Source organism: Streptomyces sp. NPDC008137 (assembly GCF_042957035.1).
Taxonomy (GTDB): domain Bacteria; phylum Actinomycetota; class Actinomycetes; order Streptomycetales; family Streptomycetaceae; genus Streptomyces.
Genome location: NZ_JBIBHN010000002.1, coordinates 167422 through 193663 on the forward strand (window position 1 = coordinate 167422; position 26242 = coordinate 193663).

Here is a 26242-nt window from a genome sequence, read left to right on the forward strand (position 1 = left end):
ACGACCTCAGATGTTCCGGAAGCGGTTGATGGCGTCGATGTGCTTGGCGCGCTTCTCCTGGTCGCGCACGCCCAGGCCCTCCTCGGGAGCCAGCGCGAGGACGCCGACCTTGCCCTGGTGGAGGTTGCGGTGCACGTCGTAGGCGGCCTGCCCGGTGTCCTCCAGGGAGTAGACCTTGGAGAGCGTCGGGTGGATCTTGCCCTTCGCGATGAGCCGGTTGGCCTCCCAGGCCTCCCGGTAGTTGGCGAAGTGCGAGCCGATGATCCGCTTCAGCGACATCCACAGGTAGCGGTTGTCGTACTCGTGCATGTAGCCCGAGGTCGAGGCGCAGGTGGTGATGGTGCCGCCCTTGCGGGTGACGAACACGCTCGCGCCGAAGGTCTCGCGGCCGGGGTGCTCGAAGACGATGTCGATGTCCTCGCCGCCGGTGAGCTCGCGGATGCGCTTGCCGAAGCGCTTCCACTCCTTCGGGTCCTGGGTGTTCTCGTCCTTCCAGAACTTGTAGCCCTCGGCGTTGCGGTCGATGATCGCGTCCGCGCCCATGGACCGGCAGATGTCGGCCTTCTGCTCGCTGGAGACGACGCAGATCGGGTTGGCTCCGCCGGCCAGCGCGAACTGGGTGGCATAGGAGCCGAGTCCGCCGCTCGCGCCCCAGATGAGCACGTTGTCGCCCTGCTTCATGCCGGCGCCGTTGCGGGAGACCAGTTGCCGGTAGGCGGTGGAGTTGACCAGGCCGGGGGCGGCGGCCTCCTCCCAGCTGAGGTGGTCGGGCTTGGGCATCAGCTGGTTGGACTTGACGAGCGCGATCTCGGCGAGGCCGCCGAAGTTGGTCTCGAAGCCCCAGATGCGCTGCTCGGGGTCGAGCATCGTGTCGTTGTGGCCGTCGCTGGACTCCAGCTCGACGGAGAGGCAGTGCGCGACGACCTCGTCGCCGGGCTGCCAGGCGTTGACGCCGGGGCCGGTGCGCAGGACGACGCCCGCGAGGTCGGAGCCGATGATGTGGTACGGCAGGTCGTGGCGCTTGGCCAGCTCGTTGGTGCGGCCGTAGCGCTCCAGGAACCCGAAGGTCGACAGCGGCTCGAAGATCGAGGTCCACACCGAGTTGTAGTTGACCGAGGAGGCCATGACGGCCACCAGGGCCTCGCCCGGGCCGAGCTCCGGGACCGGGACCTCGTCCAGGTGGATCGACTTGCGGGGGTCCTTGTCGCGGGTGGTGAGGCCCGCGAACATCTCCGTCTCGTCCTTGTGCACGGTGATCGCGCGGTACGACTCGGGCAGCGGGAGGGCGGCGAAGTCCTCCGACGCGGAGTCGGGCGACTGGATCGCGGCCAGGATGTCCTTCATGGTCACGGTGTTGCCTCCGGCGGTGTGCGCCCTGAGGGAGGGGCGCTGAGGGTTACGGCGGTGCTGCTGAGGGTTGAGGGTGTGCCGTCGGTTCGGCGGTGGTGCTGTTCGGCAGCGCTGGTGGCGCGGGAGGTTGCCTGTGACGCAGGCGTCCGGGCGAGCAGGCGGTGGGCTTGCTGGGACGTCGCCCGGACCCCTTCAACGTATGACACCGCGTGTCACCCCGCAAGGCACTGAGTGCCAGAACTTGCTCTCAGATGAAATCTTTACGTAACAAATGAGCGATGATCGATCGAATGGCCTCGGCGGGGCATGTCAAAGCGGCCCCTGACATGCCAAAACGGCCACCCCGTGGGGTGGCCGTCATCACAGTGGCGCGAGCTGCTCCGTGCTCCCTCGCGAGCCGCTCAGCGCTCCTTGAGTGCCTGCTCGATCGTCCTCATGACCTCGTCCAGCGGCGCGTCGGTGCGGGCGACGGTCACCAGCACCTCGCCCTGCGTCGAGGCCGTGGCCGCGGCCGGCTGCGCCTCCGTGGAGCGCCCGGCCCCGATGCCCGTGCCGAAGGTCTTGCGCACGATCGCGAAGGCGTGGTCCAGCTGCGTCTCCACGTCCCCCTGCCCGCCGGCCCGCAGCCAGCGCCGCAGGACGTGGTTGTGCGCGGTGACCACGGCGGACGCGGCCACCTCCGCCAGCAGCGGGTCGTCGTTGGCGTCGTCGGCGTGCGCGCGCTCGTCGAAGTGGCCGAGGAGATAGCGGGTGAACAGACGCTCGTAGCGGGCCACCGAGGCGATCTCCGCCTCGCGCAGCGTGGGCACCTCGCGCGTCAGCTTGTAGCGGGCGACCGAGATCTCCGGCCGCGCCGCGTACATCTTCATGACTTCCTTGATGCCGCGGCACACCGTGTCGAGCGGATGCTCGTGCGCGGGCGCGGCGTTGAGCACCGCCTCGGCGCGGATCAGGGTGTCGTCGTGGTCGGGGAAGATCGCCTCTTCCTTGGACCGGAAGTGGCGGAAGAACGTCCGTCGGGCGACCCCGGCCGCGGCCGCGATCTCGTCGACGGTGGTCGCCTCATACCCCTTGGTCGCGAACAGCTCCATCGCGGCGGCCGCCAGTTCCCGGCGCATCTTGAGCCGCTGGGCGGCGGCGCGAGAGCCTGCGGCGCTCTCCGGCGCGTCGGTCGTAGCTGGTGTACGTGAGGACTTGGCGGGCTGGGGCATGCCCTGAACGTACTGCATGTGCGCAGCTCGCTGCGCATGGCCTGGTTCGTGGAACCGGTCCGGGCCGAGCAGGCCACCCCACTCGCCGCCGGACCGGAACCAGTCGCCGGGACCCTCAGCGCTTGGCATATTCGCGGAAGCCACGGCCGGTCTTGCGGCCGAGGCAGCCCGCGGCCACCAGGTGCTCCAGCAGCGGCGCCGGGGCGAGCCCCGGGTCGCGGAACTCGCGGTGCAGGACCTTCTCGATGGCGAGCGAGACATCCAGTCCGACGACGTCCAGCAGCTCGAAGGGACCCATCGGGTACCCGCCGCCCAGTCGCATCGCCGCGTCGATGTCGTCGAGGGACGCGTAGTGCTCCTCGACCATCTTGATCGCGTTGTTCAGGTACGGGAACAGCAGCGCGTTCACGATGAAGCCCGCCCGGTCCCCGCAGTCGACCGCGTGCTTCCTGATCCGGCCGCAGACCTCGCGGACCGTCGCGTGGACGTCGTCGGCCGTCAGCACGGTGCGGACGACCTCGACCAGCTTCATGGCCGGCGCCGGGTTGAAGAAGTGCATGCCGATCACGTCCTGCGGACGCGAGGTGGCGCGGGCGCAGGCGACGACCGGCAGCGACGAGGTCGTGGTGGCCAGGATCGCGCCCGGCTTGCAGACCTTGTCCAGCGCGGCGAACAGCTGCCGCTTGACCTCCAGGTCCTCGGCGACCGCCTCCACGGCCAGATCGACGTCGGCGAAGTCGTCGTAGGTGCCCGTCGGCGTGATGAGGTCCAGGGTCTGCGCGGCGGCCTCGGCGGTCATCCGGCCCCTGTCGACCGAGCGGGCCAGGGACTTGCCGATCCGGGCCTTCGCGGTCTGGGCCTTCTCCTCGCTGCGGGCCGCGATGACCACCTCGTACCCGCCCTTGGCGAAGACCTCGGCGATCCCGGAGGCCATGGTGCCCGAGCCCGCGACGCCGACCGAGCGGATCTCCCGGCCCTCGGTCAGGTCCCCGCCCTCCAGCGGGGTCAGGGCGTCCCGCACGACGACCGGGCTGCCCGGCGCCTCGTAGGTGTAGAAGCCACGTCCCGCCTTACGGCCGGTCAGGCCCGCCTCGCTGAGCTGCTTGAGGATCGGGGCCGGTGCGTGCAGGCGGTCGCCGGACGCGGCGTACATCGCCTCCAGGACGGTGCGCGCGGTGTCGACGCCGATCAGGTCGAGCAGCGCCAGCGGGCCCATCGGCAGCCCGCAGCCCAGCCGCATCGCGGCGTCGATGTCCTCGCGGGAGGCGTACTTCGCCTCGTACATCGCGGCGGCCTGGTTGAGATAGCCGAACAGCAGGCCGTCGGCGACGAACCCCGGGCGGTCGCCGACCGCGACGGGCTCCTTGCCCAGGTCCAGGGCCAGGTCGGTGACCGCCGTGACAGCCGCCGGCGCGGTCAGCACCGACGAGACGACCTCGACCAGCTTCATCGCCGGGGCCGGGTTGAAGAAGTGCAGGCCCAGCACCCGCTCCGGGCGGGAGGACTCGGCGGCCAGACGGGTGACGGACAGGGCGTTGGTGCCGGTCGCCAGGATCGTCTCCGGGCGCACGATCCCGTCCAGCTCCCGGAAGATCTGCTGCTTGACCTCGTACGACTCCGGGGCCACCTCGATGACGAGGTCGGCGTCGGCCGCCGTCCTGAGGTCGGTGGAGGTGCGGACCCGGGCGAGGATGCCGGCGCGGTCCTTCTCGGTCAGCCGCTCGCGCTCGACGCCGCGGGCGGTGGAGGCCTCCAGGGCGGCGACGCACTTCGCGGCCTGGGCCTCGCTGATGTCGATGCCGACGACCTCGCGGCCGGCCTTGGCGAGGACCTCGGCGATGCCGGTGCCCATCGTGCCGAGGCCGACGACGGCGATGGTCTGCAGCGGGGACTGGGACGGGTCGGAAAGGGGAGTGGCCATCGCGGGACTCCAGGAATGAGGGTGACGACGGGGAACGCGCCCGGGTGCGCCGAGGGGCGCACCGGGTGCGTGAGAAGTGCGGGTGTTGCCGGGCCGCATGCGCACACGCCCGGTGAAGGGAGGACCGGCCCTGTCCCGGGGCCGAGTCGCACCTCGGTACCTGAAGCACCGAACCGACTGCTCTCACGACGGCCGCGTCACCAGACCGCCGCGAGGAAAACGAGTGGGTAACTCGCTCGTCTGAGCTTAACTGGCGGGTAACGAGCGCGCCAGCCCTCGTCTTTGTGATGTACGTCCCGCGCAGCTCGCGCCACGCCTACCCTCTCAGTCATGGACGAAGAGTTGCGATCACTCACGCTGCGCTTACGGCAGGAGTCGGGGGCATCGCCCGCGTTCGAGCGGCTCGTGGCGACCGAGGACGTCGACGCCCTGGCGGGTGTGCTGACCGAACCCGGGCAGCAGCTGTGGGCGAGAGAGCTGGCCGCCTTCCGGCTCGGGCTCGCGGGGGACCGGCGGGCCTTCGAGGCCCTGGTGCTGCTGCTGAACCATCGCGATCCGCCGCGCTGCGCTTCCGCCGCCTACGCCCTCGCGCGCCTCGGCGACCCGCGCACCGCCCGCGCGGCCGCCGCCCTCGCCACCAACGAACTGCGTGTCGCCTACGCCCTCCACCCCGTGCGGCTCCTGGTCGAGCTGCGCGCCCCGGAGGCCGTGCCCGCGCTGATCACCACCCTGCGGCGGCGGCTGCGGCCGCACGACCCCTACCGTCGGGTGGCCCTCGCCTGTGTGGACGGACTCGGCACGCTGGGCGACGCCCGGGCCAGGCCCGTCCTGGACGAGGCCCTCGCCCACCCGGTCCTCGCCGAGGCGGCGGTGCGTGCGCTGGGGAGGATTCCGAGGCAGCGGTGAGGTCAGCGGGGGAGCGCTCTCACGTAGCGCACTTCGGGGACGGTGACGCCCTCCACCTCGAAGGGCTCCTCGGCGCCGTCCGCGTGGAAGCCGGCCCGTTCGTAGAAACGACGGGCCCGGCCGTTCTCCTTCAGCACCCACAGGAGCAGCCGGCCGTGTCCCGCCCCCGAGCAGCGCTCGACCGACTCCGCGAGCAGCACCCGCCCCACGCCGCGTCCCAGGTGCTCCGGGTGGACGTAGACGGCGTACAACTCGGCGTCCGGCGTCAGGACTTCACCGTCCCGGTACCGGCCGTGGCAGGCCCAGCCGACGAGTGCGCCGCCGTCGTCCTCGGCGACCAGGTTCACCACGCTGTCGTCGGCCTGTGCGAAGTACGCGCGACGGCGCTCCGCGTCCTCGGCGGTGCTCAGGCCGTCCAGGTACGACTGCGGGATCAGCCCGCGGTACGCGCTCTGCCAGCCGCGTACACGGATCTCCGCGACCCGGTCGCAGTCGGCGAGCGCCATCTCCCGGACCTTCACTCCGCCACCACCGCGAACGCCTCGACTTCCATCAGGAACTCCGGCCGCACCAGCCCGGCGACCCGCACCGCCGAGGCGGCCGGCAGCCGGTCGTCGGGTATGTGCTCGGCGCGGGCGGCGCGGATGGCCGGCATATGGGCCATGTCCGTGACGAAGTAAGTGAGTTTGACGACGTCGTCGAAGGTCGCCCCGGCCGCGGCCAGGCAGCGCCCGAGGTTCTCGAAGACCTGGCGGGCCTGCGCCGCCGGGTCGCCCTCGCCGACCAGCCCGCCCCGCTCGTCGAGCGCGAGTTGACCGGCGACGGCCACGAAACGGCCGGTGCCCATGACCACGTGGCTGTACTGGGCGGCGGCAGCGACCCCGTCGGGGGCGGGAATCCTCGTCAGCTCACTCATGGGCCCATAGTGGACCACGGGACTGACAGTGCCCGCCCCGACGGACGGTCAGGTGCTCAGTTCCGGAAGCCGAGCAGGCGGTGCAGTGTCGATCCGCGGGCGGACATCGACGCCGTCTTCGACGTCAGAGGCTCGGGGTCCGGCAGGGCGTCGCAGGTCGCGTCCCGGGTGCCGATGCCACGCGGCACGGTGCCGTCGGCCAGATAGGCCGCCAGGTACTTGTCCAGGCAGGCGTTCCCGCTCAGCGTGATGCCGTGGTTGCCGCCGCCCTGCTCGACGACCAGGCTGGAGCGAGCCAGCAGGTCGTGGACGGTGACGCCGCCCTCGTAGGGAGTGGCCGCGTCGTTCGTCGCCTGGAACAGCAGGGCCGACGACAGACGGCCGTTGGCGATGCTCACCGGACGTGCCCCGTCCGTCGGCCAGAACGCGCACGGTGCGTTGTACCAGGCGTTGTTCCAGGTCATGAACGGCGCCTTCTCGTACGCAGCCCAGTTGTCCTTGCGCCACTGGTGCCAGTCACGCGGCCAGAACGCGTCCCGGCACTGCACGGCCGTGTAGATGCTGTAGCTGTTGTCGTCGGCGGCGTCGGTCGCGCCGAAGTTCTTGTACACCTCGACCAGCGGGGCGGTGGTCTTGCGGTTCACATAGGCCGCGAACGCCTCCGCCAGATAGGGCCAGTAGCCGTTGTAGTAGGAGCCCGGGACGAAGGTGTCCTCCAGCTCCGCGGCACCCACCCTGCCGCCCGCCGGATCCTTGGCCAGCGCCGCCCGCATCGCGTACCACGTGGCTTCGATCTTCTCCGGGTCGGTGCCGAGCCGGTACCGCTCGTCGTGCTTGGCGACCCAGGCCATGAAGGCGCGGTGGCGGTCGTTGAAGGCGTGGTCCTGGTTGAGGTTGGCGGTGTACCAGACGTCGGTGGGGTCGACGATCGAGTCCAGGACCATCCGCCGGACGTGCTGCGGATAGAGCCGCCCGTAGACCGCGCCCAGATAGGTGCCGTACGAGTAGCCGAAGTAGTTGATCTTCCGCGCGCCCAGTGCCCGCCGGATCGCCTCGATGTCGTGCGCGGCGCTGACCGTGTTGATGTGCGGCAGCAGGTGCCCGTACTTCTCGGAGCAGGCGACGGCGAAGGACTTGGCGCGGGCGAGGTTGGCCCGCTCGGCCTCGGGCGTGCTCGGCACGGAGTCCGGGCGCACCGGGCCGAAGTAGCCGGGCTCGCAGTCCAGCGCGGGCCTGCTCTGGCCCACTCCGCGCGGGTCGAAGCCGATGACGTCGTACTGGGCCGCGACCTCCTTGGGCAGTGAGGTGGCCACGAAACCGGCCAGCGCCAGACCGTCGCCGCCGGGGCCGCCGGGGTTGACCAGCAGCGGGCCCTGGAACCGCTCGGCGGTGTGCGGGACGCGGGACAGCGCGAGGGAGATCTGCGGACCGCGCGGGTTCGCGTGGTCGAGCGGCACCTTGACGGACGCGCACTGGAGCATCGGATAGTCGGTGGTGCCGCACTTCTTCCAGGCGGGTTTCGCAGCGCGAAAGGTTTCCTCGGGGTGCGGTGCGCTCGCCTCGGCGGGCACGGCCGCGATGCTCCCGGCCAGCATGACGGCAGCGCCGCACAGCACGGCTGCGCGTGTTCTCATGGCGTCCTTCCAGGGCGGAGAGGCGTCGGACCGCGGACTTCACGGTCATCGCCGATTCGTCCCGGCAAGCGGCTCCGGAAGAACGTGTTCTGTCAAGACTTGACCCGATTGGGTCGCGAGATGCGCTCGAACGCTCCTATATGAGCGACAGTTGGGTGGGTTCGGACGTCGGCGGCTCGGCCGGTTCGTTCGGCTCGGGCGGGCGGATCCGGCGCGGCAGGTCCGCGCGCGTGGGCCCGATGCCGTACTCCTCGGCCAGCTCGTGGACCTGACGGGTGATCCGGCGCTGGTACCACTTCGGGGCGTAGGAGCCCTCCGCGTACAGCCGCTCGTACCGGGCCACCAGATGCGGATGGTGCTGCCCCAGCCAGGCCATGAACCACTCGCGGGCGCCGGGCCGCAGATGCAGCACCAGCGGGGTGACGGACGTGGCACCGGAGGCCGCGATCGCCCGTACGGTGGCCCGCAGTTGGGCCGGCCGGTCGCCCAGGAACGGGATCACCGGCGCCATCAGCACACCGCAGCCGATGCCGTGCTCGCCCAGGGTCCGTACGGCGTCCAGGCGCCGCTCCGGCGCGGGCGTGCCCGGCTCGACGGTGCGCCACAGCTCGGGGTCGGTGAAGCCGACCGAGACGGAGATGCCGACGTCGGTGACCTCAGCGGCCTGCTTGATGAGGTTCAGGTCGCGCAGGATCAGCGTGCCCTTGGTCAGGATCGAGAAGGGGTTCGCGTGGTCGCGCAGGGCCGAGATGATGCCCGGCATCAGGCGGTAGCGGCCCTCGGCGCGCTGGTAGCAGTCGACGTTCGTGCCCATCGCGATGTGCTCGCCCTGCCAGCGCCGCGAGCCGAGCTGCCGGCGCAGCAGCTCGGGCGCGTTGACCTTGACCACGATCTGGGTGTCGAAGCCGAGGCCCGTGTCGAGGTCGAGGTAGCTGTGCGTCTTGCGCGCGAAGCAGTACACGCACGCGTGCGAGCAGCCGCGATAGGGGTTGACCGTCCACTGGAACGACATCCGCGAGACCGCCGGGACCCGGTTGATGATCGAACGGGCCCGGATCTCGTGAAAGGTGATTCCAGAGAACTCCGGCGTGTCTATGGTGCGGGTCGTCACCGCGTCCGCGCCGAACAGCGCGGAGTCGGCCCGGCTGTGTTCGGAGTCCGGTGTGAGGTTCTCCCAGCGCATGACGCCTCCTCGGTAGCACTGCCCACAGAATAGAACATATGTTCCCTTGATCGTGCGAGGGTGTTCTACGAACGTGTTCGACCGGGTTCGGGGACCCCGATTTGGGGGGTCGGGCGGCGGGGTGGTTGGCTTGCCCCGACCCCCGAGAAACCATGTCCTGGAGGAACCTGATGGCGCAGGTCGAGGCCACTACGGAGCGGATCGTCGCGGCGGACGCGGAGACGGTGTTCGACGCCCTCGCCGACTACAGCGGCACGCGCGAGAAGCTGCTGCCCGAGCACTTCAGCGAGTACGAGGTGCGCGAGGGCGGCGACGGCGAGGGCACCCTCGTCCACTGGAAGCTCCAGGCCACCAGCAAGCGCGTGCGCGACTGCCTCCTGGAGGTCGGCGAGCCCACCGACGGCGAGCTGGTCGAGAAGGACCGCAACTCCTCCATGGTCACCACCTGGCGGGTCACCCCGGCCGGCGAGGGCAAGTCCCGGGTCGTGGTGACCACCACCTGGACCGGCGCCGGCGGCATCGGCGGCTTCTTCGAGAAGACCTTCGCCCCCAAGGGCCTCGGCCGGATCTACGACGCGATGCTCGCCAAGCTCGCCGCCGAGGTGGAGAAGTAACCACCCGCGTCCCCAAGATCCAACCCAGTGGGGGCCGTTGTGCCCCCTCACCGGTTCGGGTGATCTCCGGGCGGACCCGCCGCATGCCGTAACTCGTCGTGCTTGCTCATAGTTGTCGCTTTTACGCGGGAATTGTGCGGCAGCGCGACGAGGGGAGCGGTAGGTGGGCGGTATCACTCTGGCGCAGGACGAACCGGCGGTGGCGCCACCCGACACCCCCGCCCCGCCACCGGCCCCGGCCGCCGAACTCAGCCCCCGCCGGATCCGGTTGATCTTCCTCGCGCTCCTGCCGGCCCTGCTCCTGGCCGCCCTGGAGCAGATGATCGTCGCCACCGCGCTCCCGAGGATCGTCGGCGAGCTGCACGGCCTGGACCGGATGTCCTGGACGGTCACCGCCTACCTGCTCACCGCCACCGTCGGACTGCCGATCTACGGCAAGCTCGGCGATCTGCTGGGCCGCAAGGGCGTCTTCCAGTTCGCCATCGTCGTCTTCGTCGCCGGCTCCGCGCTCGCCGGCCGCGCGCAGACCATGGACCAGCTCATCGCCTTCCGCGCCCTCCAGGGCGTCGGCGCGGGCGGCCTCATGATCGGGGTCCAGGCGATCATCGCGGACATCGTGCCGCCCCGGCGGCGCGCCCGCTACCTGGGCCTGATCGGCGCCGCCTTCGGCCTCGCCTCGGTGGCCGGACCGCTGCTCGGCGGCTACTTCACGGACCATCTCTCCTGGCGCTGGTGCTTCTACGTCAATGTGCCCTTCGGCCTGTTCACCCTCGCCGTCGTCGCCGTCGCGCTGAAGCTCCCGAAGCCGGCCGTCAGGGCCCGGCTGGACATCCTCGGCGCGCTGCTGCTGACCGCCGCCTCCACCTGCCTCGTCCTGCTGACGAGTTGGGGCGGCACCGAGTACCCCTGGGACTCGCGGATGATCATCGGCCTCGGCGCCGGAGCGGGCGCGGCGACCGTGCTCTTCCTCGTCGTCGAGCGCTTCGCCGTCGAACCCCTCATCCCGCTGCGGCTGTTCAGGGACTCGGTCTTCAACGTCACCGGTCTCGTGGGCCTGGTGATCGGAGCCGGACTGTTCGGCGCCGCCAGCTACCTGCCGACCTGGCTGCAGATGGTCGACGGGGCCTCCGCCACCGAGTCGGGCCTGCTCATGCTGCCGATGACGGGCGGCATCGTCGGCGCCTCGATCATCGTCGGCCAGCTCATCAGCCACACCGGCCGCTACAAGGCCTACCCGATCCTCGGCGGCGCCCTCTCCGTCGCCGGAATGTGGCTGCTCTCCCGCCTCGACGCCGGCACGCCCCGGCTGCAGTACAGCATCTGGATGGCCGTCCTCGGCGCCGGCATCGGCATGGTGATGCCGGTCCTCGTCCTCGCCGTGCAGAACTCGGTGCGCCCCGCCGACCTGGGCACCGCCACCAGCGCCAACAACTACTTCCGGCAGATCGGCGGCAGCGTGGGAGCCGCCGTCTTCGGCACGCTCTTCGCCGGCCGGCTCGCCGACGCGCTGGCCCGGCACCTCCCCGCACACGCGGGCGACCGGCTGCCCGAGCCCGAGTCCATCACCCCGCAGCTCGTTCACACGCTGCCTCCGGCACTGCGCGACGGCTACATCCGGGCGTACGCCGACGCCATGCCGCGGATCTTCCTCTACCTGGTGCCGGTGCTCGTCCTCGGACTGGTCATCGCCTTCTTCCTCAAGGAGAAACCACTGGTGTCCCACTACGCCTCCGCCACCGACCCGGACACGGCGCCGGGGAACGCCGCGATCCCGCAGGCGCGCGCACCGCACGTGGCCGGAATGCCCGTCTGCGGCTCGGTGCAGCACCACGACGGGACCGTCGTACCCCGCGCGGCGCTCACGCTCATCGACGTCACCGGGCAGCAGACCGGGCGCGGCGCGAGCGGCGAGGACGGGCGCTACACGCTGGCCACCCCGGGCCCCGGTGCCTATGTGCTGATCGCCGCCGCGGGCGGCCACCAGCCGCAGGCGGTCTCCGTGACGGTCGGCGAACGCCCCGTCGAACTGGACATCGTCCTCGGCGGCGCCGGGAACCTCGTCGGCAGCGTCGTCACCGCCGACGGCACCCCCGTGCGGGACGCCACCGTCACGCTCACCAACGCGCACGGCGCGGTCGTGGCCACCACCCGCAGCGGGCGGGAAGGCGGCTACGCCATCACCGAACTGGTCGCCGGGGAGTACACCCTCGCCGCCGGGGCGCCCGCCTTCCGCCCGGCCGCGCTGCTCGTCACCGTGCAGGCCGATCGCGAGACCCGCCGGGACATCGAACTGGCCGGCGGCGCCGTCCTGCGCGGCACCGTCCGGGCGGGCGGCGGCCGGCCCGTGGAGGACGCCCGCGTGACCCTGCTGGACGTGGCGGGCAATGTCGTCGACACCCTCACCACCGGCCCCGACGGGACGTTCCGCTTCGTCGACCTGTCCTCCGGCGAGTACACCGTCATCGCCGCCGGATACCCGCCCGTCGCCACCGTCCTCCAGGTGGCCGGAGGCGGCCGCACCGAGCGCGACCTCCAGCTGGGACACGAGGACTGAGGCGGACCGGCGCGCGGGTCGTGCGCCGGTGCGAGGCCCGCGCGAGCAATTCCCGCATTGCCTCACATCGCGACCGGCGGGCGCCGTACGGTGGTGACGCCGACGCAGATCTCGCGGATCCGTGGGGAGAGAGGGCCTGGGCCATGGACCGTGGCACCGACAAGGCTGAGCAGGGCATGGTGACGGAACCCGCCGAGCCCGGCCGGGTCCCCCTGGCCGTCGTCGTGGTCGACCGCGAGGGCCTCGTGTCCCACTGGAGCCGGGGCGCACGGCGTCTGTTCGGCGTCCCCAAGGACGAGGCGATCGGCCGTACGGCCCTCGACCTGCTCCCCGTCTCGGGCGCCCTGCCCGAGGAACCCGAGGATCAGGACCCCACCCCGCACGCCGCCTACGACGGTCTCGGGCCCGACCTCGAATCGTCCCTCGACGGCGGCCTCGCCTACCCGGCGGCGGGCCGCGCCCGGCTCACCGCACCCGGCCGCGACCGGGTCGACGTCCTGTGGTGGGCCTACCCCCTCATCGGCCCCGGGCCGGAACGGCTGCTCGTCCTGGCCGCCGACGCGGACGGGCTGCGCGCCGACGACATCGGAGACGGGGTGCCGGATCGGATAGCACCCGCCTTCGCCCTGCACACGGACTTCCCCGGGGCGGAGGATCTCGCCCGCCGGCTTCCCGAGATCCTGCCCAGCATGAGCGTCGGCGAGAGCGCCCGCATCGTCGCGCAGGTCCTCGAACTCGGCTATCCGATCCTGGAGTTCAGCCAGAACGACCGGGTGCCCGTCACCCCCGACTGGGGTGTGGCCCGGCGCGCCGAGCGCAAGGCACGCCGGGAGCGTGCGGCGCGGGCCCTGGCGGCCGGCGAGCCCGTCCCGGAGGAACTGCGCGACGAGGGCGAGGACCTCGAGTACGCGGCCGTCCGTGAGCATCTGGAGTTCCTCAACGAGGTCAGCGGCCGTATCGGCACCTCCCTCGACCTGTCCCGCACGATCATCGAGGTCAGCAGGGCCGTCGTGCCCCGGTTCACCGACGTCGCCGGGACGTATCTGCGCGAACAGGTCGTCGCCGGCGAGGGGTTCCCGGACGGTGTGCCCGACACGACCACCATGTGGCACCGGGTCGCCCTGGAGCACACCGACGAACCCGGCCGCTGGGACGACGTCGTACCGGTCGGCGAGGCCATGCCGTTCCCCGCGCACACGCCGTTCTTCCAGTGCATGACCACCGGCGAACCCGTCCTCGTGCCGCGCATCAGCGAACAGATGGGCCACGCCATCGCCGCGCAGTTCGAGAAGCGCGACATCCGGCCGCTCATCACGGGCCGCTCCATGCTCGTCGTGCCCCTGAAGGCCCGTCATGTCGTGCTCGGCTTCATGATCCTGCTACGGCACCCCGAACGGCCCGTCTTCGACGACATGGACCGCGTCACCGGCGCCGAACTCGCCGCCCGCGCGGGCCTCGTGCTCGACAACGCGCGCATGTACACCTTCCAGGAGAACGTCGCCGAGACGCTCCAGGACAGCATGCTGCCGCACATCCCGCCTCGCATGGCGGGCTGCGACATCGCCACCCGCTATCTGCCGGGCACACTCCTCGGGAGGGTCGGCGGCGACTGGTTCGACGCGGTGAAGCTGCCCGGCGGGCGTACCGCGTTCGTCGTCGGCGACGTCATGGGCCACGGCCTGAACTCGGCGGCGATGATGGGCCAGTTGCGGACGGCCGTGCAGACCATGGCCGGACTCGACCTGCCGCCCGCGCAGCTGCTGCGCAACCTCGACGACCTCGCCCAGCGCCTCGGCGACAGCTACCTCGCGACCTGTCTGTACGCCGTGTACGACCCGATCGCGAGCGAGCTGCACCTCGCCAACGCCGGGCACATCCCGCCCGTCCTGGTCCGGGCCGACGACGGGCGCAGCGAACTGCTGGAGCTGCCCACGGGGGCGCCGATCGGCGTCGGGGGAGTGCCCTTCGAGGCGGTACGGACGCGTGTGGAGCCCGGCGACCGGCTGGTGATGTGCACCGATGGTCTGGTCGAGGTGCGCGGCGAGGACATCGGCGTGGGCCTGGCGACTCTCTGCGAGTCGGCCGCCCACCCGGCCGCGTCCATGGACGACGCCTGCGACACCATCATCCGGTCCCTCAACACACGCGGCGGCCGCAAGGACGACGTGGCGCTGCTGATGGCCCGGCTGAACGGCATCGAGCCGGACGACGTCGCCGAGTGGCGGCTCGCCCTCGACCCCGCCGAGGCCGGCCGCGCCCGCGCGGTGATCCGCGAGCAGCTGCACGACTGGGGCCTGGCGAAACTGGTCGCGTCCGCCGAGCTGATGGTCAGTGAACTCGTCACCAACGCCGTACGGCACTCCCACGCACGCCCGGTGGAACTGCGCATGGTGCGCGGCGACACCCTGCTGTGCGAGGTGGAGGACGACGACCACGAGCTGCCGACGCTGCTGAGCAGCGGATCTCTCGACGATGCCGGGCGCGGTCTGCGGGTCGTCAGCACGCTGTCCCGTGAGTGGGGCACCAGCCGCACCAAGTCGGGCAAGACCGTGTGGTTCGAACTGACACTGCCCAGGCGCTGACACCGGAGGCTTGTCGTGGCCCCCGCCGCGCGGTACACCGTACTCGCCCGCCGGACGGCGGGATCCGTTCGCACCCTGGGGAGTCGGTCATGAGCGTGACGAGTCGGTACCGGGAGGCGTGGGAGGGGTTCTGGCGCGCGGCGTCCGACGAACCGCGGGCGGTTTTCTGGGACGCCGAGCCGGTCCTGACCGCAGGCCCGCACCTCGCCCTGTTCGAACCCCATGTGGCCGATCCCGCACTGCCGATGGTGGACCTCGGCTGCGGCAACGGCACCCAGACCCGCTACCTCGCCGACCGCTTCCCGCGGGTCGTGGGCGCCGACTTGTCGGCCGCGGCCCTCGACCACGCCCGGCGGGCCGACCCGGCCGGGCAGGCCGCGTACCGGCAGCTGGACGCCGCCGACAAGAGCGAGACGCAGAACCTGCACGCGGAACTCGGCGACACCAACGTCTATATGCGGGGCGTACTGCACCAGTGCGAACCGGAGGACCGGCAGTCGCTGGTGGACGGGATCGCCACGCTGATCGGCGACCGCGGCCGGGCCTTCCTGGTGGAGCTCTCCGGGGCCGCCAAGCCGGTGCTGATGGGGCTGGTGAGCGGCCCCGACGGTCCGCCGCCCAAGCTCGCGCCGGTGTTCCGGCACGGCATCGCACCCGGCGAGGTCTCCGACGAGGCCGTGCCCGAGTATCTGCGCTCGGCCGGCCTCACGGTCCTGGCGAGTGGCGAGCTGCCCCTCGCCACCACGGAGTACGCGGCCGACGGCACCCGGGTGGAGCTGCCCTCGACGTGGGTGGTGGCCCGGCGCACGGTGTAACAAGTATCAGTTTCAAGCTTCCTTTGTGGCTGGTTTTCGCGCCTGTTGCGCAACCCGTGTATCAATTCTTTCCGACTGACTACCATTCACCGATCGCAGCGGCACAACGGGGCACTGTGCCACACATCTGAAGAGCGACATGATCGGGGGAAATGCATGGGATCGGATCAGTTCAACGAACTGACCAGTCGCGAACTGGAGGTGCTGTCCCTGCTGGTCACAGGTGACTCGAACCGGCGCCTCGCACAACGACTCGGAATTGCCGAACGCACGGTGAAGGCCCATCTGACGAGTCTGATGCGCAAGCTCGGCGTCGAGTCCCGCGTGGAAGCGGCCCTTCTAGCACAGAGATCCCAGAAAGCGCTATCGGACCTTGGGGCAATACCCAAAGGTCCGATGGGCGAGCGCGGTGCGAGTTGTAAGAGTGACGCCTGACGGTCGGAGAGCCCGGCCGTGCACAACCTGGTCCGTTGTTCGGAAAGCGTCGGTCAGCGGATCTTGAGGGGGTATTTCCATGAAGCGTCTTCTGGCGTCTCTGGCCGTCGGTGCCGCGCTCGCCGGCGGCGTGACGGCCGCCACCGTGCTGCCCGCCCAGGCCGGCACCGTCTCCTGCAGCAACCAGGGACACAACTCCGGTAACGGCGGCAACGCATGGGCCAGCGGCTGCTCACACAGCGGCGCCCACGACGTCCGCCTCTACGGCGAGTGCGATCTCTCGCCGTTCGCCGTGTACTCGCCCTACAAGGGCGGGAGTTTCTCGGGAGCCAGCTTCTCCACCCCCGGCTGCACGTGGGGCGTGGGCGAGTCGGGCTTCCAGCACCGCTGACCGGTGTGAAACGGCGGTGAAGCACGACTGACGGCTGCCGGGCTGAGGAAAGCAGCCCGGCAGCCTTCGTCCAGTTTCGCAGCCATCGTCGCGTACGGATGAATGGGGCACACAGGTGTTGGTGTTGGACGGCGTGACCCGGCGCTACCGCAGTGGCGAGGTCGAGGTCCAGGCGGTGCGCGGGGTGAGTCTGACAGCCCGCGAGGGCAGCTTCACCGCGGTCATGGGACCCAGCGGATGCGGCAAGTCCACCCTGCTCACCATGGCGGGCGGACTGCAGCCCCCGGACACGGGCACCGTCACGGTAGCCGGGGTGCGCATCGACTCGCTCGCGGAGGCGGAGCTCTACCAGCACAGGCGCCGTCACATCGGTTATGTGTTCCAGGACTACAACCTGGTGCGTATCCTCAGCGTCGCCGAGAACGTGGCCCTGCCCGCCGAACTCGACGGGATGTCCCGCCGCAAGGCCCGCGCCCAGGCCCGAGAGGCGCTCGCCTCCGTGGGCATGGAGGAGTACGCCGACCGCTACCCGGACTCGCTCTCCGGTGGGCAGCAGCAGCGCGTCGCCCTGGCCAGGGCGTTCTCGGGCGGCCGTGGACTGATCCTCGCGGACGAACCGACCGGGGCGCTCGACAGCGACAGCGCCGCCCAGGTCCTCGACAGCCTTCAGGCACTGGTGCGGTCCGGGGCGACCTGCGTGATCGTCACCCATGACGAGGCCGTCGCCGCCCGAGCCGACCGAGTGGTCCGGATGCGCGACGGCGTCGTCGGGCAGGACAGCGGAGCCGCCGCGTGAGCGCACGCAGAATCGCCCTCCGGGTCGCCCTGCGGCGCGTACGGCGCGACCGCAAGCGGACCCTCGCCCTCACGGCGGCGCTGCTGGTTCCGCTGACCCTGGCCGTCACCCTGGTCACGCTCCGGGCCACCAGCGAGATCTCCGAAGACGTACGGGTCGGCACGCTCATCGGCCGGTCGGAAGGGGTGCTGCGCAACCTCGACTTCGTCGCCGAGCGGGGCGCCGAACGCGCCCTCGCCGAAGGGCCGCGGGCCCTGGCGAACGCCGCCGGCCAGGACATCGAGGTCGTCCCCGAGGTCGACGGCCCGCTCGCCGTCTCCTCGGACGGCCTCCAGGTCGACTCCTACGGCTACGGCCTCGCCCTCGACCAGCCCCTCCACCGGGGCAGGTTCGTACTGACCGACGGCAGGGCACCGAAGGCACCGGACGAGGTCGCCCTCTCGCCCAGCGTGGCGGAACGGCTCGGGGTGCGGCCGGGCGATCGGGTGGAACTCGGCGAGAAGGGCGCCGGAGCCGAGGTCACCGGCATCGCCGCGATTCCCACCGACACCCTGCGGAAGTTCGTGGTGGCCCTCCCCGCCGTCGTCGCCGGCCAGGCACCGGCTCTCCCGGAACCCGGGCAGGAGAGCTCCATGGCCGCCGCGCAGGACGGCACCGTCGTCGTGTGGCACACCCCGGACGCGCTCACGCCCCGGGTGCAGCAGGCCATGGCCGCGCAGGACTGGCGCTTCGAGCCCCGCTCCACCGCCTTCGACGTCGCCCGCGACGCCCCTGACTCCCTGCTTCCCGAGGAGTCGGCGGCCGCCTGGGTCATCGGACTGGCGGTCCTGGTGCTCGGGGAACTCGGGCTGGTGATGGGGGCGGTCTACGCGATCGTCGTACGCAGCAACCGGCGTGAACTCGCCCTGCTGGCCGCGGCCGGGGCGGGACCGAGAACCAGGCGTTCGGTCATCACCCACCAGGGAGTCCTGGTGGGGCTTCTCGCCACCGGACTCGCCCTCGTCGTGGGGGTGGCCGGTGCGTGGCTGCTGAAGCCCTGGGCGGCGGAGCGGAGCGGCGAACTCTGGGGCGGGCTGCGGCTGGACGCCTGGTCGACCGCGGTCCTGACCCTGCTCGGCGTCCTCACTCCGGCGATCGCGGCCAGGGTCGCGGCGCGCGGGGTCGGCGGCGATGTGGTCGCCGCCCTGCGGGACCAGGCCGGCTTCGAGGACCGCGCGCCACGCCGCGGGCAGGTGGCCCTCGGTGCCCTGCTGACCTGCGGTCTGCTGCTGGCCGTCGCCGGTGCCTCGCTCAAGGCCCCGTTCACCGTCATGATCGGGGCGCTGGCCCTGGTCATCGGCACGGGCGTCCTCGTCCGGCGGCTGCTGCCGTCGAGCGCGGGCCGGGCCGACGGTCTCAGGCTGATGCAGCGCATCGGCGCCCGGCTGCTGGCGCGTTCCGCGTCCCGCTCCGCCACCATGGGGACGGTGGTGGCCAGTCTCACGGTGCTGACCGGGCTCGTCCTGGCGGCCATGGGAGGACTCACCGCTGAGGTCGGCAAGTCGTACGAGCCCGCCTCCCCGCACGGTTCGGCCTTCACGTACGCCACCAAGGTGCCCGGGCCCGCCACCGTGGCCGCCATGGAGGAGGCGCTCGGGGGCGAGCGGCTGACCGTCATGGGTATCGCAAGCCCGCCGGCCCCGCGGGGCCTGGCCCCGGACGGCACGGCGTGGTCGTACTGGGGCGAGTTCCAGGCCGCCTCGCCTCTGCCCGATCGGCCCTCCGCCGTCATGGTGATCCGCGAGGCGGACCTCGCCACGGTGCTCGGCAGGAAACCCACCGCCCGGGAACGCGGGGCGCTGTCCGCCGGTGGCGCCGTCGTCCTGGACGAGCGGCTCGCACCGGGCGGCCGGCTGACCGTGACCGCGCCGAAGTCCCCCGTCATCGACACGGGCCGGACGGAGCTGGTTACCAAGAGCCTCGACGCCGTCGCGGCCCAGCGGCGCTCGGAGTACCGCAACCTGCCCGCCATCTACGTCAGCGCGGCCGGGCTCAAGGCGCTCGGCGGCGTCGAGCAGCCCAACTCCGCCTACTACTACCTGCCCGCGCCCGACGGTGCGATCTCCCCGGAACAGGAGGACCGGGCGCGCGGAGCGCTCGCCTCGGACATCGGCAGCGGCTACTTCACGCTGGAGGTGGAACGGGGCCCGGTCGCCGCCGAGGTGCTGCGGGCCACGACGCTCGGCAGTGCGGTCGTGCTGATGCTCGTCGCCGCCACGCTGGCCTTCCTCACCGTGGGCCTCGCCACTCAGGAGATGCGGCCGGACCTGTCGGCACTGGCCGCCGCGGGCGCCGACCGGCGGTTCCGGTCCTGGCTGACCGGTGTGTACGCCGGTCAGGTGACGCTCCTCGGCGTGCTGATGGGGGTCGGGGTGACCACCGTCGCCACCCCCGCTCTGCTGTTCTCCCTGGACATCGGCTGGTCGCTGTGGCCGTGGCTGGGACTCGCCGCCGCCTCCGCGGGAGCCGTGGCGGCGGCGGTGGCGGCGGGCTGTCTGGGCGGCTCCCGGGTGGCGACCCTGCTGAGGAGCGCACAGTGAGCCGGTCGTCGTTCTGTCCGTGCACCTGACCCCGTCTCCCGGAGGACAGTCATGCCCTTGCCCTGGACACGGACGCTGGTCGCGTCCGCCGCTTCGATGCTGTTGCTCGGCACGTCCGCCGTGGCCACCGCCGCCGCACCGGACGACAAAGGCGTGGCGGCGAGCGCGCACACCGCCGGGCGGGTCCAGGACGGCGGGGACGTGCTCCGGTACAGCTGGCCCGGCGTGTACTTCGAGGGCCGGATCAGGGGCACCGGCGTCGGCATCAAGCTCGACGACCCGGCAGCCGACTACGACGTCCAGGTCGACGGAGCCACCGTCGCGACCCTCGTCACGCCGGGCAGGACCACGCACTGGGTCGACGGCCTGCGCAAGGGAGTGCACACCGTACGGCTCGTCAAACGCAACGACACTCCCTGGAGCACCAGCGCGTTCGGCGGCTTCGTCGCCGCGCCGGGCGGGGCCGTGCTCTCCCGCCCGACCGCCCGCGGCCGCCAGATCGAGTTCGTCGGAGACTCCCTCACCGCGGGCTACGGCAACCTCTCGGCCTCCCGCGACTGCACCGGCGAGCAGGTCGCCCGCACCACCAACGCCGACGTGGGCTACGCCGCCCTCACCGCCCGGCGGCTGCGCGCCGACTACCAGGTCAACGCGTACTCGGGCCGAGGCATGGTGCGCAACTACAACGGAGGCTCGCCGGAGGAGAACTACCGCACCTTCTACGACCGCGCGCTGCTGAACGTGCCGGGCGACGTCTGGCAGAACCCGGGCACCTGGCGGCCGGGCCTCGTGGTGGTCCATCTCGGCACCAACGACTTCTCGACCCCGGTCAACCCGGGCGAGCCCTGGACGGACGAGAGCCTCGCCGCCGCGTACCGGAGCGCCTACGGCGGCTTCCTCCAGAAGCTGCGGACGCGCTACGGGCCCGGGACCACCCTGCTGGCCGTCGGCGCGGGCCCGTTCGCCGGACACGTCGAGCAGGTGGTCCGGGAGCGCACCGGCGCCGGCGACCGCCGGGTCCGCTACTGGCGGCTCGACGACACGGACCTGGACTTCACGGGCTGCCACTGGCACTACTCGGCCCGCGACCACCGGCTTCTCGCCGGCCGGCTCACCTCTTTCCTCGCCGATCTGCCGATCCGCTGGTGACGTCGTAGCCGGTTCTGCCCGCAGCGCGTAACGTGACGAACCATGAAGATCTCCATCCGGGACGGCTCGTCATGAGAATCCTCGTCAGCGCCGACATGGAGGGCGCCACCGGGGTCACCTGGCCGGACGACGTGGTGCCGGGCGCCGCGCAGTGGGAGCGCTGCCGCTCGCTGTTCACCTCCGACGTCAACGCCGCCGTGCAGGGCTTCCACGACGGCGGCGCCGACGAGGTGATCATCAACGAGGCGCACGCGACGATGCGCAATCTGCTGCTGGAGCAGCTGGACGAACGGGCCCAGCTGCTCACCGGGCGGCACAAGGCGCTCTCCATGGTCGAGGGCGTGCAGCACGGCGACGTCGACGGCATCGCGTTCGTCGGATACCACGCGGGCGCCGGCATGGAGGGCGTCCTGGCCCACACCTACCTCGCGAACCAGATCACGGGCGTGTGGCTGAACGACGTACGGGCGAGCGAGGGGCTGCTCAACGCCCATGTCGCCGCCGAGTTCGGGGTGCCGGTCGTCCTGGTCACCGGGGACGACGTCGCCTGCGAGGACGCGCTCGGTTACGCGCCCGAGGCGCTGAAGGTCGCGGTGAAGGACCATGTGTCGCGGTACGCGGCCGTGTGCCGCACCCCCGCCCGGACCGCCGCCGACATCCGCGCGGCGGCCAAGGAGGCGGCCGGGCTGGCGGTACGTCACGAACCCGTGCGCGGCGGCCCGTTCACCGTCGCCGTCGAGTTCGACGCGGAACATCTGGCGATGGCCGCCACCGTCGTGCCGGGTGTGGACCGGATCGGGGAGCGGAAGGTGGCATACACGAGCGAGACCATGTACGAGGGCATCCGCGCCTTCAAGGCGGTCACCACGATCGTCGCGGCCGCGGTGGAGGAGCAGTATGGCTGAGCAGGTGGACGGGCAGGCGCTGGACGAGGTCGTGACGTACACGTCCGACCTGATCCGGATCGACACCACCAACCGGGGCGGGGGCGACTGCCGGGAGCGGCCCGCCGCCGAGTACGCCGCCGCGCGGCTCGCCGAGGCCGGGATCGAGCCGACGCTCCTGGAGCGCACCGAGGGCCGGACCAACGTCGTCGCCCGCGTCGAGGGCACCGACCCAGGAGCCGGGGCGCTGCTGCTCCACGGCCATCTGGACGTCGTACCCGCCGAGGCCGCCGACTGGAGCGTGCACCCGTTCTCCGGGGAGGTCCGCGACGGGGTCGTCTGGGGGCGCGGCGCCGTCGACATGAAGAACATGGACGCGATGATCCTCGCCGTGCTGCGCGCCTGGGCCCGGCAGGGCGTACGCCCCCGGCGGGACATCGTCATCGCGTTCACCGCGGACGAGGAGGCCAGCGCCGAGGACGGCTCCGGGTTCCTCGCCGGTGAACACGCCGCCCTGTTCGAGGGCTGCACCGAGGGCGTCAGCGAGTCGGGCGCCTTCACCTTCCACGACGGCAACGGGCGGCAGATCTACCCGATCGCGGCCGGGGAACGCGGCACGGCCTGGCTGAAGCTCACCGCGCGCGGACGCGCCGGGCACGGCTCCAAGGTGAACCGGGACAACGCGGTGACCCGGCTGTCGGCCGCGATCGCCCGGATCGGCGAGCACGAATGGCCGCTGCGCCCGACCGCGACCGTGCGCGCGGCGCTCACCGAACTCGCCGCGCTCTACGGCATCGACAGCGACCTGACGGACGTCGACGCGCTGCTCGACAAGCTGGGCCCCGCAGCGAAGCTCGTCGAGTCGACCCTGCGTAACAGCGCCAACCCGACGATGCTGAACGCGGGTTACAAGATCAATGTGATCCCCGGGGAGGCCGTGGCACAGGTGGACGGCCGCTATCTGCCGGGCGGCGAGGACGAGTTCCGCGAGACCCTCGACCGGCTCACCGGGCCGGACGTGGAGTGGGAGTTCCACCACCGCGAGGTGGCCCTCGAGTCGCCCGTGGACTCGGCGACGTTCGCCCGGATGCGGGCCGCCGTCGAGGAGTTCGCCCCGGAGGGGCACGTGGTGCCGTACTGCATGTCCGGCGGCACGGACGCCAAGCAGTTCTCGCGCCTCGGCATCACCGGCTACGGCTTCACACCGCTGAAGCTGCCCGAGGGCTACGACTACGGAGCCATGTTCCACGGGGTCGACGAGCGGGTCCCGGTCGAGGCGCTGCACTTCGGTGTGCGGGTACTCGACCGGTTCCTGCGGACGGCCTAGGGGAGTGGGGGAGAGCGTGCGGACGCTGGCGTACGGGGCGTGGCCCTCGCCCATCGACGCGGCCCTGGCCGCCGCGCACGACGGGCACCCGGAGTACGTGGGCTTCGTCGGCGACGAGGTGTGGTGGACCGAGCCGCGCCCCGCCGAGGGCGGCCGGCGCACCCTGGTGCGGCGGCACAATCAGGAGGTGGGGCGCGAAGCGCCTCGTCACAAGGGCGGTGGCGGGCGACGGGCGGGCGGCACGGAGGAGGCGGTGCTGCCCGCGCCGTGGAACGTGCGCAGCCGGGTCATCGAGTACGGCGGCCACCCGTGGGCCGCGCACGCGGGCGACGACGGCCCCCTGGTGGTGTTCGTGAACTTCGCCGACCAGCGGCTGTACCGGTACGAGCCGGGCGGAGAGCCCCGCCCCCTCACGCCGGTGTCCCCCGTGGGCGCGGGCCTGCGCTGGGCGGAACCGCTGCTGCGCCCCGAGCGGGGCGAAGTGTGGTGCGTGCTGGAGGAGTTCACCGGCGACGGACCCACCGATGTGCGCCGCGTCCTGGCCGCGGTCCCGCTGGACGGCTCCGCCGCCCACGACCGGGGCGCCGTAGGGGAACTCACCGACGCCCGGCACCGGTTCGTGACGGGCCCGAAGCTCTCCCCCGACGGGCGGCGGGCGGCCTGGCTCGCCTGGGACCATCCGCGCATGCCGTGGGACGGCACCGAACTGGTCCTCGCCGACGTCGGCCCCGACGGCCGCCTGCACGACGCGCGGACCGTGGCCGGCGGGCCCGGCGAGTCCATCGCCCAGGCCGACTGGACCCACGACGGCCGCCTCCTGCACGCGAGCGACCGCAGCGGCTGGTGGAACCTCCACCTCGACGGAGAGCCGGTGTGCCCGCGCGAGGAGGAGTTCGGCGGGGCGCTGTGGAAGCTCGGCATGCGATGGTTCGCGCCGCTCGGCAGCGGTCTGGTGGCCGTCGTGCACGGCCGGGGCGCCACCGCCCTCGGCATCCTGGACCCCGAGACCGGCGAGGTCGTCGACGCGGCCGGGCCCTGGACCGAGTTCGCGCCCACCCTCGCCGCGCACGGCGAGCGGGTCGTCGCCGTCGGGGCCAGCCCGCGCAGCGCCTACGAGGTCGTGGAACTGGACGCCGCCACAGGCCACGCCCGCGTCATCGGCGCCGAGCACGACGACGCCGTGGACCCCGCGTACTACCCCGAGCCGCAGATCCGCGCCTTCACCGGCCCGGACGGACGCGACATCCACGCCCACATCTACCCGCCGCACCACCCCGGCTGTGTCGCGCCCGGCGACGAGCTGCCGCCGTACGTCGTCTGGGCGCACGGCGGTCCCACCGGCCGCGCACCGCTCGTGCTCGACCTGGAGATCGCCTACTTCACCTCACGCGGCATCGGCGTCGCCGAGGTGAACTACGGCGGCTCCACCGGATACGGCCGCCCCTACCGCGAACGGCTGCGCGAGCAGTGGGGCGTGGTGGACGTCGAGGACTGCGCCGCCGTCGCCCTGGCCCTCGCCGACGAGGGCACCGCCGACCGCGAGCGGCTCGCCGTCCGGGGCGGCAGCGCCGGTGGCTGGACCGCGGCCGCCTCGCTCACCACGACCGGTGTCTACGCCTGCGGCACGATCAAGTACCCCATCCTGGACCTCACCGGCTGGGGCACGGGCGAGACCCACGACTTCGAGTCGCGGTACCTGGAGAGCCTGATCGGGCCGCTCGCCGAGGTGCCCGCGCGCTACGCGGAGCGCTCGCCCGCCACCCACGCCGACCGCCTCCGCGTGCCGTTCCTGCTGCTCCAGGGCCTGGACGACCCGATCTGCCCGCCCGTCCAGTGCGAGCGGTTCCTGGCCCGGCTGGAGGGCCGGCGAGTGCCGCACGCCTATCTCGCCTTCGAGGGGGAGGGACACGGGTTCCGCCGGGCGGAGACCATGGTGCGCGCCCTGGAGGCCGAACTCTCCCTGTACGCCCAGGTGTTCCGGCTCGATCCGCACGGCATCCCGACTCTGGAGCTCAGCACGTGAACCAGCTGCAGCGACCGCCCCGGCTCGCTCCCGGCGCCCGGGTCGCCGTCGTCGCGCCGAGCGGGCCCGTGCCCGAGGAGCGGCTCCAAGCGGGGCTCGACATCCTGCGCGGCTGGGACCTCGACCCCGTGGTGGCGCCCCATGTGCTCGGCGGGCACCGCGCGTTGGACTACCTGTCCGGCACGGACGCCGAGCGGGCCGCCGATCTGCAGGGCGCCTGGTGCGACCCGTCCGTCGCCGCGGTGCTGTGCGCCCGGGGCGGATACGGGGCGCAGCGCATGGTCGACCTGCTCGACTGGGCGGCGATGCGGGCGGCGGGACCGAAGGTGTTCGCCGGGTTCAGCGACATCACCGTCCTGCACCAGGCCTTCGCCACCCGTCTCGGACTGGTCACCCTGTACGGTCCCGCGGTAGCCGGCGTCGACTTCCTCAAGAGCGCCCGGGCCCAGGAGCATCTGCGGGCGACCCTCTACGAGCCGGAGTCCGTGCGGACCGTCACGGCCGTGCCCGGGGGCGGCGGCGCGCTGGTGCCCGGACGGGCCCGGGGCGTCACGCTGGGCGGCTGCCTGAGCCTGCTCGCCAGCGACCTCGGCACCCCGCACGCCCACGCGGCGGCCCGGGACGGACTGCTGCTGATCGAGGACGTCGGCGAGAGCCCGTACCGCCTGGACCGGTATCTGACCCAACTCCTGCGCGGCGGCTGGCTGGACGGGGTCGCCGGGGTGGCGCTCGGGTCCTGGGCGACGTGCGGCCCCTACGAGGACCTGCGCGCGGTCTTCGCCGACCGGCTCGGCGGACTCGGTGTCCCGGTCGTGGAGGAGTTCGGGTTCGGGCACGGCGAGGGCGCGCTGACGATGCCCCTGGGGATGGCCGCCGAACTGGACGTCGGGACGGGCACGTTGACCTTCGACGACCCGGCCCTGAGGTGAGCATGTGATTACTGAAAACCTGTCAAGAAACCCTCGTTTCGGT

General features: G+C 72.0%; 21 protein-coding genes. 14 read left to right on the forward strand and 7 right to left on the reverse strand.

What is annotated here, in order from left to right; genetic code table 11:
• Positions 1–6: 6 nt before the first annotated feature.
• The 3 genes from ccrA to ACFZBT_RS04080 form a co-directional block, all read right to left on the reverse strand.
• The gene (ccrA, locus tag ACFZBT_RS04070; RefSeq protein ID WP_391098869.1) at positions 7–1344 is read right to left on the reverse strand and encodes a crotonyl-CoA carboxylase/reductase; all 1338 of its coding nucleotides are present in this window, start codon (positions 1342–1344) and stop codon (positions 7–9) included.
• 407 nt (positions 1345–1751) lie between these two features.
• Positions 1752–2561, reverse strand: a complete 810-nt coding sequence (locus ACFZBT_RS04075) for a TetR family transcriptional regulator (protein ID WP_391098052.1) — start codon at positions 2559–2561, stop codon at positions 1752–1754.
• Between the two features lie 115 nt (positions 2562–2676).
• On the reverse strand, positions 2677–4482 hold the full coding sequence (locus tag ACFZBT_RS04080) for a 3-hydroxybutyryl-CoA dehydrogenase (protein ID WP_391098054.1): 1806 nt from the start codon (positions 4480–4482) through the stop codon (positions 2677–2679).
• A 330-nt stretch (positions 4483–4812) separates the two neighbouring features.
• Here ACFZBT_RS04080 and ACFZBT_RS04085 point away from each other — a divergent pair, with 330 nt between their 5' ends.
• Positions 4813–5388 (forward strand): adenylosuccinate lyase, encoded by a 576-nt coding sequence (locus ACFZBT_RS04085; RefSeq protein ID WP_391098056.1) that lies wholly within the window; start codon positions 4813–4815, stop codon positions 5386–5388.
• Between the two features lie 2 nt (positions 5389–5390).
• Here the strand turns inward: ACFZBT_RS04085 and ACFZBT_RS04090 are convergent, their stop codons facing one another.
• The 4 genes from ACFZBT_RS04090 to ACFZBT_RS04105 form a co-directional block, all read right to left on the reverse strand.
• Entirely contained in the window at positions 5391–5894 is a 504-nt protein-coding gene (locus ACFZBT_RS04090) for a GNAT family N-acetyltransferase (protein ID WP_391098057.1), read from the reverse strand.
• 11 nt (positions 5895–5905) lie between these two features.
• Entirely contained in the window at positions 5906–6304 is a 399-nt protein-coding gene (locus ACFZBT_RS04095; RefSeq protein ID WP_359889180.1) for a RidA family protein, read from the reverse strand.
• A gap of 56 nt (positions 6305–6360) precedes the next feature.
• Entirely contained in the window at positions 6361–7938 is a 1578-nt protein-coding gene (locus ACFZBT_RS04100; RefSeq protein WP_391098058.1) for an alpha/beta fold hydrolase, read from the reverse strand.
• 136 nt (positions 7939–8074) lie between these two features.
• Positions 8075–9121: an Rv2578c family radical SAM protein gene (locus ACFZBT_RS04105; RefSeq protein ID WP_391098059.1), complete on the reverse strand. Its 1047-nt coding sequence runs from the start codon at positions 9119–9121 to the stop codon at positions 8075–8077.
• A gap of 170 nt (positions 9122–9291) precedes the next feature.
• Here ACFZBT_RS04105 and ACFZBT_RS04110 point away from each other — a divergent pair, with 170 nt between their 5' ends.
• The 13 genes from ACFZBT_RS04110 (at position 9292) to ACFZBT_RS04170 (ending at position 26199) form a co-directional block, all read left to right on the forward strand.
• Complete coding sequence (locus ACFZBT_RS04110; protein WP_215117577.1) at positions 9292–9735, forward strand: SRPBCC family protein; 444 nt, start codon at positions 9292–9294, stop codon at positions 9733–9735.
• 163 nt (positions 9736–9898) lie between these two features.
• Positions 9899–12289: a DHA2 family efflux MFS transporter permease subunit gene (locus ACFZBT_RS04115; protein ID WP_391098060.1), complete on the forward strand. Its 2391-nt coding sequence runs from the start codon at positions 9899–9901 to the stop codon at positions 12287–12289.
• A gap of 143 nt (positions 12290–12432) precedes the next feature.
• Complete coding sequence (locus ACFZBT_RS04120; RefSeq protein WP_391098062.1) at positions 12433–14871, forward strand: SpoIIE family protein phosphatase; 2439 nt, start codon at positions 12433–12435, stop codon at positions 14869–14871.
• A gap of 89 nt (positions 14872–14960) precedes the next feature.
• The gene (locus ACFZBT_RS04125; protein ID WP_391098063.1) at positions 14961–15686 is read left to right on the forward strand and encodes a methyltransferase domain-containing protein; all 726 of its coding nucleotides are present in this window, start codon (positions 14961–14963) and stop codon (positions 15684–15686) included.
• 156 nt (positions 15687–15842) lie between these two features.
• Positions 15843–16121, forward strand: a complete 279-nt coding sequence (locus ACFZBT_RS04130; RefSeq protein WP_391098064.1) for a LuxR C-terminal-related transcriptional regulator — start codon at positions 15843–15845, stop codon at positions 16119–16121.
• Positions 16122–16200: 79 nt separating this feature from the next.
• The gene (locus ACFZBT_RS04135; RefSeq protein ID WP_391098065.1) at positions 16201–16512 is read left to right on the forward strand and encodes a hypothetical protein; all 312 of its coding nucleotides are present in this window, start codon (positions 16201–16203) and stop codon (positions 16510–16512) included.
• 121 nt (positions 16513–16633) lie between these two features.
• Positions 16634–17308: an ATP-binding cassette domain-containing protein gene (locus tag ACFZBT_RS04140; protein WP_391098066.1), complete on the forward strand. Its 675-nt coding sequence runs from the start codon at positions 16634–16636 to the stop codon at positions 17306–17308.
• Positions 17305–19887 carry an FtsX-like permease family protein gene (locus ACFZBT_RS04145; RefSeq protein ID WP_391098067.1) on the forward strand — a complete coding sequence of 861 codons (2583 nt, stop codon included), beginning with the start codon at positions 17305–17307 and terminating at the stop codon, positions 19885–19887. Before ACFZBT_RS04140 ends, ACFZBT_RS04145 begins: the two co-directional genes overlap by 4 nt.
• Before the next feature lie 51 nt (positions 19888–19938).
• Positions 19939–21036 (forward strand): GDSL-type esterase/lipase family protein, encoded by a 1098-nt coding sequence (locus ACFZBT_RS04150; protein WP_391098068.1) that lies wholly within the window; start codon positions 19939–19941, stop codon positions 21034–21036.
• Positions 21037–21107: 71 nt separating this feature from the next.
• Positions 21108–21941: a M55 family metallopeptidase gene (locus ACFZBT_RS04155; protein WP_391098069.1), complete on the forward strand. Its 834-nt coding sequence runs from the start codon at positions 21108–21110 to the stop codon at positions 21939–21941.
• Positions 21934–23247: a M20/M25/M40 family metallo-hydrolase gene (locus ACFZBT_RS04160; RefSeq protein WP_391098071.1), complete on the forward strand. Its 1314-nt coding sequence runs from the start codon at positions 21934–21936 to the stop codon at positions 23245–23247. The genes ACFZBT_RS04155 and ACFZBT_RS04160 overlap by 8 nt, the downstream gene beginning before the upstream one ends.
• Before the next feature lie 4 nt (positions 23248–23251).
• On the forward strand, positions 23252–25270 hold the full coding sequence (locus tag ACFZBT_RS04165) for a prolyl oligopeptidase family serine peptidase (RefSeq protein WP_391098072.1): 2019 nt from the start codon (positions 23252–23254) through the stop codon (positions 25268–25270).
• A complete protein-coding gene (locus tag ACFZBT_RS04170; protein ID WP_391098074.1) occupies positions 25267–26199 on the forward strand; it encodes an LD-carboxypeptidase in 933 nt (310 codons plus the stop codon). The genes ACFZBT_RS04165 and ACFZBT_RS04170 overlap by 4 nt, the downstream gene beginning before the upstream one ends.
• Positions 26200–26242 lie beyond the last annotated feature (43 nt).